This window comes from Gordonia sp. SMJS1, assembly GCF_029866425.1.
Lineage (GTDB): Bacteria > Actinomycetota > Actinomycetes > Mycobacteriales > Mycobacteriaceae > Gordonia > Gordonia hongkongensis.
On sequence record NZ_CP123381.1, the window covers coordinates 1,878,962 to 1,894,504 of the forward strand.

Annotated in this window: 14 protein-coding genes and 1 pseudogene; 8 read left to right on the forward strand and 7 right to left on the reverse strand. The window is 67.8% G+C overall.

Features of this window, described 5'->3' with window-relative positions; all coding sequences use genetic code 11:
- Positions 1–15: 15 nt before the first annotated feature.
- The 3 genes from QAD21_RS08580 to QAD21_RS08590 are packed head-to-tail and all read right to left on the reverse strand — an operon-like array spanning position 16 to position 3,616.
- Positions 16–2,118, reverse strand: a complete 2,103-nt coding sequence (locus QAD21_RS08580; protein ID WP_055475088.1) for a xanthine dehydrogenase family protein molybdopterin-binding subunit — start codon at positions 2,116–2,118, stop codon at positions 16–18.
- Positions 2,115–3,098, reverse strand: coding sequence for a xanthine dehydrogenase family protein subunit M (locus tag QAD21_RS08585; protein WP_055475087.1), 984 nt, complete (start codon positions 3,096–3,098; stop codon positions 2,115–2,117). The genes QAD21_RS08580 and QAD21_RS08585 overlap by 4 nt, the downstream gene beginning before the upstream one ends.
- Positions 3,095–3,616, reverse strand: coding sequence for a 2Fe-2S iron-sulfur cluster-binding protein (locus tag QAD21_RS08590; RefSeq protein WP_055475121.1), 522 nt, complete (start codon positions 3,614–3,616; stop codon positions 3,095–3,097). Before QAD21_RS08590 ends, QAD21_RS08585 begins: the two co-directional genes overlap by 4 nt.
- A 75-nt stretch (positions 3,617–3,691) precedes the next feature.
- Here QAD21_RS08590 and QAD21_RS08595 point away from each other — a divergent pair, with 75 nt between their 5' ends.
- Both QAD21_RS08595 and QAD21_RS08600 read left to right on the forward strand, forming a co-directional pair.
- Positions 3,692–5,002, forward strand: a complete 1,311-nt coding sequence (locus tag QAD21_RS08595) for an NAD(P)/FAD-dependent oxidoreductase (protein ID WP_055475086.1) — start codon at positions 3,692–3,694, stop codon at positions 5,000–5,002.
- 179 nt (positions 5,003–5,181) lie between these two features.
- Positions 5,182–6,309, forward strand: coding sequence for a nitronate monooxygenase family protein (locus QAD21_RS08600; RefSeq protein WP_055475085.1), 1,128 nt, complete (start codon positions 5,182–5,184; stop codon positions 6,307–6,309).
- A 49-nt stretch (positions 6,310–6,358) separates the two neighbouring features.
- Here QAD21_RS08600 and QAD21_RS08605 read toward each other — a convergent pair.
- Positions 6,359–7,884, reverse strand: a pseudogene (locus QAD21_RS08605) (PAS domain S-box protein).
- 174 nt (positions 7,885–8,058) lie between these two features.
- Between QAD21_RS08605 and QAD21_RS08610 the strand changes: the two are divergent.
- The 6 genes from QAD21_RS08610 (at position 8,059) to QAD21_RS08635 (ending at position 13,250) form a co-directional block, all read left to right on the forward strand.
- On the forward strand, positions 8,059–9,234 hold the full coding sequence (locus tag QAD21_RS08610) for an acyl-CoA dehydrogenase family protein (protein ID WP_055475084.1): 1,176 nt from the start codon (positions 8,059–8,061) through the stop codon (positions 9,232–9,234).
- A 50-nt stretch (positions 9,235–9,284) separates the two neighbouring features.
- Positions 9,285–9,647: a hypothetical protein gene (locus QAD21_RS08615; protein ID WP_055475083.1), complete on the forward strand. Its 363-nt coding sequence runs from the start codon at positions 9,285–9,287 to the stop codon at positions 9,645–9,647.
- A gap of 76 nt (positions 9,648–9,723) precedes the next feature.
- The gene (locus QAD21_RS08620) at positions 9,724–11,001 is read left to right on the forward strand and encodes an aromatic ring-hydroxylating dioxygenase subunit alpha (protein ID WP_055475082.1); all 1,278 of its coding nucleotides are present in this window, start codon (positions 9,724–9,726) and stop codon (positions 10,999–11,001) included.
- On the forward strand, positions 10,994–11,491 hold the full coding sequence (locus tag QAD21_RS08625; protein ID WP_055475081.1) for an aromatic-ring-hydroxylating dioxygenase subunit beta: 498 nt from the start codon (positions 10,994–10,996) through the stop codon (positions 11,489–11,491). Before QAD21_RS08620 ends, QAD21_RS08625 begins: the two co-directional genes overlap by 8 nt.
- A 14-nt stretch (positions 11,492–11,505) precedes the next feature.
- The gene (locus QAD21_RS08630; protein ID WP_055475080.1) at positions 11,506–12,258 is read left to right on the forward strand and encodes an SDR family oxidoreductase; all 753 of its coding nucleotides are present in this window, start codon (positions 11,506–11,508) and stop codon (positions 12,256–12,258) included.
- Positions 12,259–12,299: 41 nt separating this feature from the next.
- The gene (locus QAD21_RS08635) at positions 12,300–13,250 is read left to right on the forward strand and encodes a PDR/VanB family oxidoreductase (protein ID WP_055475079.1); all 951 of its coding nucleotides are present in this window, start codon (positions 12,300–12,302) and stop codon (positions 13,248–13,250) included.
- Positions 13,251–13,282: 32 nt separating this feature from the next.
- On the opposite strand, the gene QAD21_RS08640 is transcribed toward QAD21_RS08635, so the two are convergent.
- Genes QAD21_RS08640 through QAD21_RS08650 form a run of 3 tightly spaced genes read right to left on the reverse strand, consistent with a single transcriptional unit; the run spans position 13,283 to position 15,514 of the window.
- Positions 13,283–13,924, reverse strand: coding sequence for a response regulator (locus QAD21_RS08640; protein ID WP_083229336.1), 642 nt, complete (start codon positions 13,922–13,924; stop codon positions 13,283–13,285).
- Positions 13,915–14,193, reverse strand: coding sequence for a hypothetical protein (locus QAD21_RS08645; RefSeq protein WP_055475078.1), 279 nt, complete (start codon positions 14,191–14,193; stop codon positions 13,915–13,917). The genes QAD21_RS08640 and QAD21_RS08645 overlap by 10 nt, the downstream gene beginning before the upstream one ends.
- 25 nt (positions 14,194–14,218) lie before the next feature.
- Positions 14,219–15,514 (reverse strand): amidase, encoded by a 1,296-nt coding sequence (locus tag QAD21_RS08650; protein ID WP_055475077.1) that lies wholly within the window; start codon positions 15,512–15,514, stop codon positions 14,219–14,221.
- Positions 15,515–15,543 lie beyond the last annotated feature (29 nt).

Below are 15,543 nucleotides of genomic sequence, written 5' to 3' on the forward strand. Positions count from 1 at the left end.
ACCGCAGGGCAGCGACTACTGGTAAGGCAGTCCGCCGAGCAGATCGTCGAGGTGCGCCGGCAGGTCCCGGACCCGTACCCCGGTGGCGTTGTAGATCGCGTTGACCACCGCGGCGGCACTGCCGACGATCCCGATCTCGCCCGCACCGCGCGAACCCATCGGGGTGGCGTGCTCGTCGCGGTCGTCGAGGCAGATCGCGTCGACGTCGGCGATGTCGGCGTGCACGGGAATGTGGTACTCGGCGAGATCCTGCGTGACCACGTGTCCGAACCGGTGATCGCGGACGCTCTCCTCATGCAACGCCATCGAGATACCGAAGGTCATGCCGCCGATGAGTTGCGAACGGACGGTGCGCGGGTTGATGGCGCGGCCGATGGAGAACACCCCGAGCATGCGCGGGATGCGGATCTCCCCGGTGTCGATGTCGACGCCGACCTCGACGAAGTGCGCGCCGAACGAGGCCACGGTGAACTTCTCGAGATCGGGGTTGTCCGCCGCCTCCGCGCTGAGTTCGGCGTCCGGAGGCGGATCGTCGCCGAAACGTGCACGGAACTGATGCGCGGCGGTGACGATGGCCGATCCCCAGGACGAGGTGCCCGACGAACCGCCGGCGACGGTCGCGCTGGGCAGCGCGCTGTCGCCGATCTCGATGTCGACGACGTCGGTGGGTACGTCGAGCGCGTCGGCGGCGATGATCTTCAGGGTCGTCCACGCACCGGTGCCGATGTCGGTGGCGGCGATCCGGACCGTGTACCGCCCGTCGCGATGGGTGATCGACGCCGCGTTGCCCGGCTGCACCATGTGGGGATAGGTCGACGACGCGACCCCCAGGCCGACCAGCTGCCGACCGTTCCGGCGGGCCGCCGGCTCCGCCACACGCCGCTCCCAGCCGAATCGTCGGGCTCCCTCGCGGAAACAGTCGAGTAGCCGCCGCGACGACCACGGGTTGCCCGTCTCGGGGTCCTCGGGCGGTTCGTTGCGCACTCGCAACTCGATCGGATCGAGGTCGAGGGCATGTGCCAGTTCGTCCATGGCGACCTCGCCGGCGAACATCCCCGGAGCCTCGCCGGGCGCACGCATCCAGAACGGGACCGGGACATCGAGGGGGACGACGTGGTGATCGGTCCGCCGATGGTCGGCCGAGTACATCGATCGTGAGGTGACCGCGGCCTGCTCGGCGAACTCCCCGGCATGTGCGCTGTGGGTGAATGCCTCGTGCACCATCGCGGTGATGTGGCCGTCCCGATCGGCGGCCAGCCGCAGACGGGATCGGGTGGGCGCGCGGTGTCCGACGAAGACGAACATGTGCTGCCGGGTCACCGCGAACTTCACCGGACGACCGGGCAGGCGCATGGCCGCCATGGCCGCGAGCACGTCGTGCGAGTGCGGCGAGCCCTTCGACCCGAATCCACCGCCGACGTGCGGCGCCATCACCCTCATCTGCTCGGGTTCGAGACCCAGCACCGGCGCCAGCGAGGACACCACGCCCTGAGTCGACTGGGTCGAATCGTAGAGCGTGAGGACAGCGGCATCCGCATCCCAGGTGGCCACCACGGTGTGCGGCTCCATCGGGTTGTTGTGCTCCTCCGGGGTGGAGTACCACTGGTCGACCGTGACCGTGTCCCCGCCGGTGGTACTGGCCGCCTCGTCCAGGATTCGATCGGGGTCGCCGTCCTGTGAGGTGGGCTCGAACCCGCCGTTGACCTGTTCGGGCCGGTAGCTGTCGGGGTGATCGACGCGGAACTCGGTGTCGTGGGCGTCCTCGTCGTAGGTGACGGTCACCGCCGAGGCGGCTTCGCGTGCCGTCTCGGGACTCTCCGCGACGACGGCGCCGATCAGCTGCCCGCGGTAGGCGATTTCGGGCGACTGCAGGATCGTGAGGTCGCCGCTCGAGGTGTCGGCCAGTTCCGGTGCATTCTCGGGTGTGAGTACGTACAGCACACCGGGCGTCGATTCGGCTGCGGCCGTGTCAAATCCGGCGATGCGTCCGCGCGCGATGGTCGCGGTGATCGGCCACAGGTACGCGGCCTCGGTGAGGTGCTCGTAGGCATACGGCGCGGTGCCGCGCACCTTGTCGGCGCCGTCGATGCGGGCGTGGGAGGTACCGATCGCGGTCATCGAGTGCTCAGCTCCCGCAGGGTGGCGATCAGGGTGCGGCGGGCGAGGTGCACCTTGAACTCGTTGCCCTCGAGTGCACGGGCCTCGCCGAGTTCGGCATCGGCTGCCGCGGCGAACAATTCGGTCGACGGTCGCTGACCACGCAGCACCTCTTCGGCCCGCGCGGCCCGCCAGGGCTTGTGCGCGACACCGCCGAACGCGATCCGCGTTGCGCCGATGGCGTCACCGTCCATGCTCACCTCGGCCCCGACGGACACGAGCGCGAAGGCGTACGACGCACGGTCGCGCACCTTGCGGTAGGTCGACGACGAGTCCGGCAGGGGCGGTGGCACGTCGATGGCCACGATGACATCGTGCGGCTCGAGCACCGTGTCGCGCTCGGGATGCTCACCCGGGAGCCGGTAGAAGTCACCGATGTCCACCACGCGCTCGCCGTCGGGGCCTTGCACGACGATGCGCGCGTCGAGGGCGGTGAGGGCCACCGCCATGTCGGAGGGGTGGGTCGCGACGCAGGTCTCGGATGCACCCAGGATGGCGTGATACCGCGTGTATCCGCCGACGGCCGAGCAGCCCGAGCCCGGCGTCCGCTTGTTGCACGGGGTCGTGACGTCCTGGAAGTAGACGCATCTGGTGCGCTGCAACAGGTTTCCCGCATTGGTCGCGAGGTTGCGCAACTGCGGCGAGGCGCCCGAGAGCAGGGCGCGGGCCAGGACGGGGTAGCGGCGCCGGACAAGGGGATGGGCGGCGGTGTCGGCGTTGCGGGCGGTGGCGCCGAGCCGGAGCGAGCCGTCGGGGCGTTCGGTGATGTCGTCGAGCGGCAGGCGGGAGATGTCGAGCAGTGCCGGCGGGTCGGCGACGCCCAGCTTCATGTGGTCGACCAGGTTGGTGCCGCCGGCGATCAGCTTCGCGCCGTCGTGATCCCGCAGGAAGTCCACGGCGGCGAGGACGTCGGTCGCACGCTCGTAGGTGAACGGGATCATCGATCGGCCGCCTGTCGGATCGCCGCGAGGATGTTCGGGTACGCCGCGCATCGGCAGAGGTTGCCGCTCATCCGTTCCCGGATCTCGTCGTCGGCCAGCGGACTCGCGTCGCCGCTCGACGACGGGTCGAGGTCCTCGGTGACGTGGCTGGGATACCCCTGTTTCGCCTCGTCGAGCATCCCGATGGCCGAGCACAACTGGCCGGGGGTGCAGTAGCCGCACTGGAAGGCGTCCTCGTCGATGAACGCCTGCTGCATGTCGTGTAGCTCGTCACCGTCGCCCAGGCCCTCGGCGGTGACGATGTCGCTGCCCTCGTAGGAGACGGCGAAGGACAGGCAACTGACGATGCGCCTGCCGTCGACCAGCACGGTGCACGAACCGCACTGGCCGTGATCGCATCCCTTCTTGGGCGAGAAGATGCCCAGCCGGTCACGCAGACCGTCGAGCAGTGTTGTTCGCGTGTCCACGACGACGTCGTGTTCGGCACCGTTCACGGTCAAGGAGACTTTGGCTTCCACGTCGCGAGGCATACCCGTCCGTAGAGGCGGTAAACACCCGCCGAGAACCGCGAAATGTCTGGAACAATCGGTCGAATGGCCCCCTCGAGACCCAGAGTTGTTGTGATCGGTGCCGGATTCGCGGGTATGCACTGCGCCCGCAGGCTCAAGAACGAGCCGGTCGACGTCACCATCGTCGACCGCGGGACCAGCCATCTGTTCCAGCCGCTGCTGTACCAGTGCGCCACCGGTCTGTTGTCCGAGGGCGCGATCTCCAGCCCGGTTCGGCATCTGACCCGTCGGCACAAGAACCTCGACGTCGTCCTCGGCGAGGCGTCGGCCATCGACGTCGAGGGTCACGAGCTGACGGTCGACCGCATCGACGGGTCGTCGTTCCGTCTCGGCTACGACTACCTCGTGGTCGGCGCCGGCATGCGCACCGCCTACCGCGGCAACGAGACGTTCGCGGAGTTCGCGCCCGGGATGAAGACGCTCGATGACGCGCTGTCGATCCGCCGCAAGATCATGGCCGCGTTCGAGATGGCCGAGACGATCACCGACCCGGAGGAGCAGCGGTCGTGGCTCACCTTCGCGGTGGCGGGCGGCGGCCCGACCGGCGTCGAGCTCGCCGGACAGATCCGGGAGGTCGCGACCCTGGCGCTCGAGCGCGAGTTCGACGCGATCGATCCGGCGCAGGCGCGGGTGCTGCTGCTCCACGGCGGCGACCGCGTGCTGCCGTCGTTCTCGACGCGGCTCTCGGCCAGCGCCCAGCGCACGCTCGACAACCTCGGCGTCGAGACCCACCTCGGCGTGCACGTCACCGGGGTCGGAGAGGACCACGTCGAGACGACCCGCAAGGCCGACGGGACCAAGAACGTCTACCCGGCGCGCACGACGCTGTGGACGACGGGCGTCGAGGCCGTCCCCTTCGCCACCACACTCGCCCGGTCGCTGGGTGTCGAACAGGACCACGGCGGGCGGATACCGGTCGAGGACGATCTCTCGGTCCCGGGCCATCCCGACATCTTCGTCTGCGGCGACATGAGTTCCTACCGAGACCTGCCCGGGGTCGCCGAGGTGGCGATGCAGGGCGGCCGGCACGCCGGGGCGGTGATCGCGGAAACCGTTGCAGGGCAACAGGAAAGAAGTCCGTTCAGATACCGCGATCTGGGTACCGCGGCCTACATCGCCCGCCGCCACGCGATCGTCCAGTCCGGCCCGCTCCAGCTGTCGGGGTTCCTCGGCTGGGTGGCCTGGGGCGTCATCCACATCGCCTTCCTGGCGGGTGTCCGCAACCGGATGGGGACCGTCATGACGTGGGGCGCAACGCTGCTCACCGACACTCGGCGGGAGCGCGCCATCACCTACGGCAGCCCGGAGACGGCGAGGCAGCCCTACGGGCAGTGACCGGTTAGATTCGGCCCGCTCGCTTCGCTCCCGGCGCCGGTCGATTCGGCCCGCTCGCTTCGCTCCCGGCGCCGGGACCCGAGTTCTCCCCGATTGCTTGTCCGTGACCGCCTCGCCTGGTATTGAGAGTAGAACACGTTCTAATTTTGGTTGTTCTTCTGACGGGCGAGGAGTCCTCCATGCACACCCCGATCTGCGACGAGCTCGGTATCGAGTTCCCGATCTTCGCGTTCACCCACTGCCGGGACGTGGTGGTCGCGGTGAGCAAGGCGGGCGGTTTCGGAGTGCTCGGCGCGGTTGGCTTCACCCCCGAGGAGCTCGAGATCGAGCTCAACTGGATCGACGAGCACATCGGCGACCGTCCCTACGGCGTCGACATCGTCATCCCGAACAAGTACGAGGGCATGGACTCGAACATGTCGGGCGAGGAACTCACCAAGATGTTGCAGTCGATGGTGCCGGCGGAGACCCTCGACTTCGGACGCAAGCTCCTGCGTGACCACGGCGTGCCGCTCAACGAGGACAGTGACAACTCCCTGCAGCTTCTCGGTTGGACCGAGGCCACTGCCACGCCGCAGGTCGAGATCGCGCTCCAGCACCCCAAGGTCACCCTGATCGCGAACGCCCTCGGGACGCCACCCGCCGACATGATCGAGAAGATCCAGTCCGCCGGCCGCAAGGTCGCCGCGCTGTGCGGATCGCCGAAGCAGGCCCGCAAGCACGCCGATGCGGGTGTCGACATCATCATCGCCCAGGGCGGCGAGGGCGGCGGTCACTGCGGCGAGGTCGGCTCCATCGTGCTCTGGCCGCAGGTCGTCAAAGAGGTTGCGCCGGTTCCGGTTCTGGCCGCCGGTGGCATCGGCAGCGGTGAGCAGATCGCGGCGGCGCTGGCCCTCGGGGCGCAGGGCGCGTGGACCGGATCGCAGTGGCTGATGGTCGAGGAGGCTGAGAACACCCCGGTCCAGCAGCAGACCTACATCGACGCCTCCAGCCGGGACACCGTACGGAGCCGATCGTTCACCGGCAAGCCGTGCCGCATGCTGCGCAACGACTGGACCGAGGCCTGGGAGGATCCGAAGAATCCCGATCCGCTGGGGATGCCGTTGCAGTACATGGTCTCCGGGATGGCGGTGGCCGCGACGCACAAGTACCCCGACGAGAGCATCGACGTCGCCTTCAACCCGGTCGGGCAGGTGGTCGGGCAGTTCCGCAAGGTCGAGAAGACCTCTGCGGTGATCGAGCGGTGGGTGACCGAGTACATCGACGCCACGAGCAGCCTGGACTCGTTCGCCAACGCGAACGCCTAGCCGGGGCTAATTCGCGCGGCCTCGTTTCCGTCCCGCTGATTGGATTCAATCAGCGGGACGGAAACGGCGACGCGGGAGCCGGGGAGTGGCCGGCGCCGTCCTCGGCGATCGTCGCGAGGGGGAGAGTCACCTGGACGGTGGTGCCCGACGGTTCGTTCGGCAGGTACCGGATCGTCCCGCCGTGGCGCTCGACGATGTGCTCGGAGATGATGAGCCCGATTCCGGAACCGTCCTGCTTGGACGAGAACGCGCCGGAGGCGAGGCGATCGGTGGGCGCGCCGTCATGCCGCGTCCCTGGTCACGGATCCACACCGAGGCCAGTCCGTCGGACTCGCCGGTCTGGATCGTCAGTTCCTTCACCTCGGTTGTCGGACGGACGATCTCGTCGAGTGCGTTGACGCACAGGTTGATGATGACCTGTCCGATGAGCACGTTCTCGCCCTGGATCGGCAGGTCGCGGTCGGGGATCTCGGCGTACACGCGTACGCCCTGCTCGGCCGCGCGTAGTCGCACGAAGTACAGGCTCTCCTCGACGGTCTCGTTGAGATCCATGAGCGTCGAGGTGCTCTCGATGCGTCGTACGTAGCGGCGGACGGAGGCCACGATGTCGGCGGCGCGGTGGAGTTGCTTCTCGATCTGGTCGATGCCGTAGGCGAGGCTGCGGGCGTCGACGGTGTCGGCGGAGACGCGGGCCTTGAGCCCGCTCAGGTAGTTGGTCGACGCCGCGAGCGGTTGACCGAGCTCGTGGGCCAGGATCATCGCCATGTCACCCATCGCGTGGTAACGGCTCAGATATTGGAGGTTGGCCTCCTGGTAGGCGTTGCGGCGTTCCCATTCGACGCGGTCGGTCACGTCGCGCACGGTCAGGACCCGCGAGGAGATGCCGTCGTGGGCGACGATCTCGAGTTCGCCGGCCAGCCACACGGTGCTGCCGTCGTCCTTGATGATCTCCTGTTGGATCTCGACCGAGCCCGCTCCGTCCGTCAGCCGTTCGATGACAGGGTCACTGGTCAGCCGGGGCTCACACCGGCCGAGGTCTTCCAGATGGACGCCCGACAGCTCCGCGGGGGTGCGGCTGAACAGCTTGGCGGCCAGTGGGGAGATGTCGTCGATGCAGTTGTCGTCGTCGAGCACGACGATCCCGGCCGACGTGTGGGTCATGATGCGCTGCAACGACTCCGACACCCAGGTCAGTTCTTCCTGCAACTCGACCTCGTCGGAGATGTTGCGGAACTCGACCATCACGACCGGCCCGTCCTCGCAGCGCACCAGGGTCGCGCGGGCATCGGTGAGGAACTCGGTGCCGTCCTTGGCGCGGTACTTCCACTGTTTGCGGCTCGACCCGTGCACCACCGCGGACTGGAGCCATGCCACGCCGACCTCGCGACGGTACTGACGCTCCTGGGCGCTCATGTGGTGTGCCTTGAGGGGCTTGAGTTCCTCCAGGGTGAACCCGAAGATCCGGCACGCGGCCGGGTTGGCCCACAGGATGTTCTTCGAACTCGCCTCGTGGATGAGGATGCCGGTGCCGGTGTGCAGGATCATCTGCTCGAAGTCCCGACGGGCGGGGAACATCGCCATCACCTCACCTTCGCCGAGTTCTCGTCTTCGCCCCCGCCACGATGCCATGCAGGTGAGGACACGCAAGTAAGGAATTGCTTACCCGCGGCGCGGGAAATCCCGATACCGCGTCGGGTCTCGCGTCCATAGTGTCGGACTCGAGATCGAGAGTCGATTCCGAACGGAGACATGATGACCGCGGAGAGCCTGACCGAACGGGTGTGTGCGGAACCGGCGGGGGCGGCGCGCGACGCCGCGTTCGACCACGCGCTCGACGTGCTCCGGGATCGTCGGGACGAGTTCAACTCGCAGCGCTACGTGCCCGCCGACTTCATCGCGTTGCTGAAGCGTGCCGGGATGTACCGGGCCTCGACGCCGGCGGCGTTCGGTGGCGAGCCGATGGCACCGTCGGATTTCATGTCGCTGGTCGAACGCATCTCCGCCGTCGACCCTGCCACCGGGTGGGTGTCCAGTTTCGGATCGTCGCTGGTCTACTTCGCCGCGCTGCCGGCCGAGACCCAGCAGAAGATCTACGCGCACGGTCCCGATGTCGCCTACGCGGGCGGGCTGTTCCCCATGCAGGAGGCACAGCGGGTCGACGGCGGCTACCTGTGCTCGGGGGTCTGGCAGTTCGCCAGCGGATGTCGCGGCGCCGACCTCCTCGGGATCGGTCTGGCCGGCGGACCCGAGACCGGCGGCAAACCGCTGACCGCGCTGGTCGATCCGGCCGAGGTCGAGATCGTCGACAACTGGGATGTCGCCGGGATGAAGGCGACCGGCTCCCATGCCATCCGCGCCGACCGCGTGTTCGTGCCCGAGGAGATGACCTTCGTGCGCGGCGGCGCTCCGCAGATCGACGAACCCCTGACCCGGTACCCCGCGTTGGCCTACGCCGCGCAGGTGCTGGCGGTGGTGACCCTCGGCGCGGCCCGGGGCGCCCTCGACTACGCGATCGAGGTCGGCGCGGCGCGGACCTCGATCACCGGAGGTGCCAGCAAGGGCAACCGGCCGGCGTACAAGAGCGGCCTGGCGGTCGCCGAGGCCGAATTGCGTTCGGCGCGAGCGTTCTTCTACGACAGCACCGACCGGGTGTGGGCCAAGGCCGTCGCGGGACAGCACATCTCGACCGACGATCAGGCCCTGTTGCGGTTGAGTGCCACCCACGCCGCGCACGTCGGGCGCAGCGTCGTGCTGCAGGTGTTCGACCTCGCCGGCACCGGGGCCATCTACGAGACCCATCCGCTGCAGCGGTTCCTGCAGGACGCGTTGGTGCCCGCGCAGCACGCGATGCTGCAGACCAACACCTACGAGGCCGCCGGTGCACTGCTTCTCGGCCTCGAGGCCGGAATCCCCAGCTTTCCCTGACCCACCCGTCATCCAGCCCAGACGTCACGACCGCGAGGAGACCATCACCCATGTCCGACGAACCGTTGCGCACGCTGTTCTGTGTCGGGAACAACCAGAACTTCTTCGACCTGCCCAAGGCCGACATCGGTCCGGTGTGGGAGGCCACGATGGAGTTCCTCACGAGTCTGAAGAACCTCGACGGTGTCGAGATCATCGGGACCTTCGACGACGACGCCCACATGGTCGGCCCGTCCGACGGCTGGCCGTGGACGTTCTACGTCCTCGCCGACGTGCGCGACCAGCCGACCGTCCGGGCGGCCTGCAACCTGTTGCGCACCATCATGGTCGGTGAACATGCGCTCTGGAAGTACTTCAAGGTCGAGGCGCGGATGGGACGAGCCCTCACCATCCGCGACGACGTCCCCTCATGAGCACCGCCTCCTGATCTCTCGCGCACCGACAGCCCCTCTCCGCGCCCCGGCGCGGTCGACACACGAAGGAACATCGATGACCACCATCGAGCGGCCGACCCGCGGCTTCGCGGACCTCGCCGAGAAGGACCGCGTCGCCGGTCAGCTGTACACCGATCCCGAGATCTTCGCCGAGGAGATGCGCAAGATCTTCTACCGCACCTGGGTGTGGGTCGCGCACGAGAGCGAGGTCCCCGAGGCGGGCTCGTTCAAGACCACCCAGGTCGGGGACCAACCGGTCATCGTGACCCGGGATCGCAAGGGCAACTTCAACACCCTGCTCAACCGGTGCCGGCATCGCGGGGCGACGGTGTGCGACCAGCGCAGCGGCAAGGCCAACGGCTTCACCTGCCCGTACCACAACTGGTCGTACACCCTCGACGGTCGACTGCGCGGCATCCCGTACCCGGACGGTTACGAGGGCGTCGTCGAGAAGAACGACTTCCCCCTGCAGAAGCTGCGCACCGAGAGCTATCTCGGCATGATCTTCGCGACGTTCAACACCGAGATCGAACCGCTCGAAGACCACCTGGGTGATGCGAAGATCTGGATGGAGCGATTCCTGAAGCAGTCCAACGGATTCCCCACCAAGGTCCTCGGCAGTCACAAGTTCCGGTTCAAGGGCAACTGGAAGATCCAGCTCGAGAACACCACCGACGGTTACCACTTCCCGATGGTGCACAAGTCGTGGATGGCCTCTGTCGACGCCGAGACCGCGAACATGATGTCGTTCATGGACGATCCGGCCGCCGAGACGCACGCGCTCGGCAACGGTCACAGCGTCGCGATCATGGCGGCCGCGCACGCGGACCTCGACATCGACGACGGTTCCGAGGAGGTGCAGCCGCGGTTCCAGCATCTCGTCGACGAACTCGCCGAGGCGGGGGAGAGTCCCGAACGCATCCGTCGCTACATGCGCTCGATGCACGGCTGCGGGTTCAACCTCAACATGTTCCCGAACATCGCCATGTCGTCGTCGTTCTTCCGGGTTCTCATCCCGATCAGCGTGGACGTGACCGAGGTGTGGCACATGGCGATCGGCATGGACGGTGGGCCGGAGAGCATCAACCGCGAGCGCCTCCGGATCCACGAGCACTTCCAGGGCCCCTTCGGCTTCGGCAGCCCCGACGACGCCGAGGGATGGGATCGCGTCCAGATCGGCGCCGGTGGCAACCCGAACATGCCGATCCTGGTCAACCGCGGGGAGAACCGCGAGTACACGACCGAAGAGGGTTGGCCCACATCGCATGTCACCGACGAGACGGGGATGCGCGAGTCCTACGCCATGTGGAAGAAGATGATGAGCGATGACTGAACTGCACAGTTTCAACGACCCGCGCGTCCTGCGCGCGATCGCGCTCGTGTGGAAGGAAGCCGAACTCCTCGACGCCAAGGACTACCCGGCGTGGGAGGCCCTCTACACCGATGACGCGCACTACGTCATCCCGATCGATCCCGACACCGACGATTTCGACTCGTCGCTGAACATGGTGTACGACGACCAGCGGATGCGGCGCCTGCGCGTCGAACGGATGATGCAGGGTTACGCGCCGTCGGCGGTCGCCGCTGCCCGCACGGTCCGGGTCATCTCGCGGTTCACCGTGTCGGACGTCAGCGACGACACCGTCATCCTGCGGTCCGCGCAGATCCTCAACGCGTTCAAGCGCGATGCCTTCTCGACGATCGGCGCCGAGCTCACCCACACCATCAGCCTCGGTTCCGACGGTAACGACCGGATCAGTCTGAAGGTGGCCCGTCTCATCGACAGCGAGGACGCGGTCAGCGCCTCCGGTTACCTGGTGTGAGGACGGACCTGGACATGAGTTCGACGAACAAGGGGATCGCGGTCGTCACCGGTGCCGCCGGCGGCATGGGTTCGCACATCGCCCGCCGGCTGCACCGGGACGGTCATCGCGTCCTGCTCACCGACATCGCCCTCGATCCGGCCCAGCGCATCGCCGAAGAACTCTCGCCCGACGGGTCGACCGCACGGGCGGCCGTCCTCGACGTGGCGCACCGGCAGGGTTTCGTCGACGCGCTGGCGCATGTGCAATCCGTCTGGGGCACACCGACGATCGTCGTGAACAACGCGGCATTGACCCAGGCGGCCGATCTCATGACGCTCGACGAGCCGGACTTCACCCGCGTGCTGAACACCAACGTCAACAGCATCTTCTTCGGCTGCCAGGTCTTCGGGGCCGCGATGGCCGACGAGGGGTACGGCCGCATCGTCAACATGGCGTCGCTGGCCGGTCAGAACGGCGGCACCGCCACCGGCGCGCACTATGCCACGTCCAAGGGCGCGATCCTGACGGTCACCAAGATCTTCGCCAAAGAGCTTGCGGCCAAGGGTGTCACGGTCAACGCGATCGCGCCCGGGCCGCACGACCTGCCCGTCGTGAAGGCGACCGTGCCGCCGGAGAAACTCGACGCCGTGATCGCCGGCATCCCCGTCGGGAAGCTGGGCAGCCCCGAGTTCATCGGGGACATGGTCGGCCTGCTGACCGCCGAGAACGCCTTCTTCGTCACGGGTGCGTGCTGGGACGTCAACGGCGGGCTCTTCGTCCGCTGATCGCACCTCGAGAATTATTCGCCACCACCAGGAGCACCGCCATGGCCCTCACCGACGTCGTCGTCTCCGCGATCGTCCAGGAGACCCCGAGCATCAAGACCTTCTACCTGTCGAGGCCCGACGGCTCGACGATGGGGGAGTACACGCCCGGAGCGCACATCGATGTCGTCGGGCCGACCGCCATCACCCGCCAGTACTCGCTGTGCAGCCGGCCCGACGGGCGGGAGTCCTTCGCCGTGGCCGTCAAGCGCGAGGATCAGTCCCGAGGTGGTTCGGCCGCACTGCACGAACTGCGCGTCGGCGACCGGCTGCAGATCAGCGAGCCACGGAACCTGCTCGGGATCGATTCCACAGCAACGCATCACGTCCTGGTGGCGGCCGGCATCGGGATCACCCCGATGCTCAGCATGGCGCGCTACATGGACGTGCACGGGATCGGCTTCGAGCTGCACTACTTCGCCCGGACAGTCGATGACGCGGCGTTCCTGCCGCTGCTGCGGGAGCGTTGCCCGGACAAGCTGCACGCGCATGTCGGCGTCGGTCGTGAGGCCCACGGACCGATCCTGACCGCCGCGCTGGAATCGGCGCCGCAGGGCTCGCATGTCTATGTCTGCGGCCCGGACGGGTTCATGACCAAGGTCCGGGAATTGGCCGAACAGTTCATCCCGGCCGACGCGGTCCACTTCGAGAACTTCCACGCCACCGATCAGCCGGATGCGTCGGAGAACACGTCCTTCGACGTCGAACTCGACGGCGAGATTTATCACGTCCCGGCCGACCGGAGCATCGTCGAGGTCCTCGAGGAGAACGGCTGCGACGTCGACACCTCGTGTCAGGAGGGCATCTGCGGTACGTGCATCATGCAGGTCCTCTCCGGTGATCCCGAGCACCGCGACAACGTGCTGACCAAGGCCGAGCGAGAGTCCGGAGAGGTGATGGCGGTCTGCGTCTCGCGGACCACCGGCGAGAAGATCGTGCTCGACTATTACTGACCCGAGCGCGCCGGCCACCCCTATCCGTTGCCCTAGGGGTTGGTCGGCACCTCGACGTCGAACCGCAGGATGTCCCGGACCAGCGTGCTGATGCTGTCGGCGTCGGTCTTGCTCTTGATCCGGGCACGGTGCACGTCCACCGTCTTGACGCTCATGTCGAGGCGGCGGGCGATGTTCTGGCTGGGTAGACCTTCGACGACCAGCGCGAGGATCTCGCGTTCCCGCGGGGTCAACAGCGCGACCTTCGATTCCACCCACCGCTTCTGCGCGTGGGTGCGGAAGCGTTCGACCGCCTTCTCCATCCCCGCCTGGACGGCGTCGAGCAGCCGCTGCGGGTCGTAGGGCTTCTCCAGGAAATCCATCGCGCCGGCCTGCAGGGTGGACACCGACATCCGGATGTCGCCGTGCGCGGAGACGAAGATGATGGCGACGTGCGGTGCGAACTCGTTGAGCTTCTCCTGCAGCCGCGGGCCGCTCATCGTCGGCATGCGGACGTCGAGCACGATGCACGCGGGGGTGTCCCCGGAGTACTGCGCGAGGAAGTCGTCGGCACTGTGGCAGATCCGCGGCGAGATCCCGATGCTGCCGAGCAGCCAGTCGACCGATTCGCAGAGTTCCGGGTCGTCGTCGACGACGTACACCGCCGCGGTCACATCCGATGCGGTCACGTCCACGCCGCGTCGGCCGTCCAGTAGTTCATCCCGACGGCACTCACCAGATGGCGCCACTCCGACGTCCGGTTGAGCCAGGGTTCCTCGCGCCGGACCGACTCGTCGGCCGCCTCCGGGCCGTCGGCCTCGACGGTCCAGTGCACCCAGTTGACCTCCCGGCCGTACTCGTCGTGCACGAACAGGTCGACATGGTGCCAGCCGTAGTTGAAGGTGTCCTCGTAACACGTGAGGAACATCCGGTGGTGCGTCTCGGGACGGGGTTTGACTGTCATGCAGATCTTCTCTCTCGCAACCGGATCAGACCGGGACGACCGGATGGGACCGGAGCTCGTTCTCGAGCACCGCGGCGACCTCGAACAGGGCCGACTCCCGCCCCGGCAAGCCGATCACCTGTAGTCCGAGGGGCATCCCGGAGTCCGTGGTCGCCCCCGGGACGACGACGACCGGGCAGCCGAGCAGCTGCCACGGTCGGCTCAGGACCGGCGACCCGGTCGCGTCGAGGCCGCTCGGTGCGGGGCCGGGTGCGGCGGGACCGACGATCACCGTGTGATCGCCGAGCGTCTCGGCCAGCAGATCCCGCGAGCGGTCGCGGCGGATGAGGGCGGCCGCGTGGTCCGCGGGCCGGACCGCGCGGCCGGCGTCGACGAGGTCGAGCAGCGCGGGGCTGAGCGCGGCCGCATGGTCCCGGACGACCTCGTCCAGGGTCTCGGCCGCCTCATGGGACATGACGGTCACGTGGTCGTCGGCCAGGGTGCGGACATGATCGTCGAATTCGAGTGCGCGGGTCTCGACGTCGGCTCGCTCGAGCAGGTCCGGCAGCCGGTCGACCAGGTCTGCCATTGCCGGGTCGATCGGGTGCAGGTCGCTGCCGCCCCACACCACCACGGTCCGGACGGTGGAGCGACCGGGAACGATCGGCGAGCGGCCGGTGAAGGCGGTGTACACGTACTGCAGGTCGGCGATGTCGCGGGTGAGGATGCCCAGCGAGTCCAGCGACTCCGAGAGTCCGGTGACGCCGGACAGATCCGTCGAGCCGTGCGCGAGGACCATGCCCGCGGCGCCGCAGTAGGCGGCCGGCCGGGTCAACGAGCCGGCGGTCTGCGTACCCAGCGCCACCGGGATGACGCCAGCCCCGACGGCGGCGGCCGAACCGCTCGACGACCCGCCCGGCGTGTGCCCGGGGTGGTGCGGATTGCGCGTCGGCCCGGGCGAGAAGTAGCCGAACTCGGTCGTGACCGTCTTGCCCTGGATCACCGCGCCCAGATCGCGAAAACGACTGACACAGGGCGCATCCGACGCCGCCGGCGACGACGACGTGACGGGTGAACCGGCACGGGTCGGCAGACCCTCGACGTCGATGAGGTCCTTGACCCCGAGCGAGACGCCTCGCAGGGGCCGGCGACCCGGTATCCCATCCTGCCGTCGTGCCTCGTCGACGACGCCCGGGGACAGCTCGACCCACGCGCGCAGATCGGTGTCGGTGCCGACGATCTCCTCACGGACCTGTTCCGCGAGAATCTCCGCCGACACCACCTTCTCGTGGACCGCGGTCGCCTGCTCACTGATGGGCTGTTTCCAGTAGGCCGAGCTCACCGTTCCTCCTTCATGTGATGGGACCAGTC

Excerpts from the sequence above, each read along its gene's own strand:
- QAD21_RS08585 (WP_055475087.1), bottom strand. The coding sequence starts at position 3,098 with ATGATCCCGTTCACCTACGAGCGTGCGACCGACGTCCTCGCCGCCGTG.
- QAD21_RS08595 (WP_055475086.1), top strand. The coding sequence starts at position 3,692 with ATGGCCCCCTCGAGACCCAGAGTTGTTGTGATCGGTGCCGGATTCGCG.
- QAD21_RS08630 (WP_055475080.1), top strand. The coding sequence starts at position 11,506 with ATGAGTTCGACGAACAAGGGGATCGCGGTCGTCACCGGTGCCGCCGGC.
- QAD21_RS08625 (WP_055475081.1), top strand. The coding sequence starts at position 10,994 with ATGACTGAACTGCACAGTTTCAACGACCCGCGCGTCCTGCGCGCGATC.
- QAD21_RS08635 (WP_055475079.1), top strand. The coding sequence starts at position 12,300 with ATGGCCCTCACCGACGTCGTCGTCTCCGCGATCGTCCAGGAGACCCCG.
- QAD21_RS08645 (WP_055475078.1), bottom strand. The coding sequence starts at position 14,193 with ATGACAGTCAAACCCCGTCCCGAGACGCACCACCGGATGTTCCTCACG.
- QAD21_RS08600 (WP_055475085.1), top strand. The coding sequence starts at position 5,182 with ATGCACACCCCGATCTGCGACGAGCTCGGTATCGAGTTCCCGATCTTC.
- QAD21_RS08580 (WP_055475088.1), bottom strand. The coding sequence starts at position 2,118 with ATGACCGCGATCGGTACCTCCCACGCCCGCATCGACGGCGCCGACAAG.
- QAD21_RS08610 (WP_055475084.1), top strand. The coding sequence starts at position 8,059 with ATGATGACCGCGGAGAGCCTGACCGAACGGGTGTGTGCGGAACCGGCG.
- QAD21_RS08620 (WP_055475082.1), top strand. The coding sequence starts at position 9,724 with ATGACCACCATCGAGCGGCCGACCCGCGGCTTCGCGGACCTCGCCGAG.
- QAD21_RS08615 (WP_055475083.1), top strand. The coding sequence starts at position 9,285 with ATGTCCGACGAACCGTTGCGCACGCTGTTCTGTGTCGGGAACAACCAG.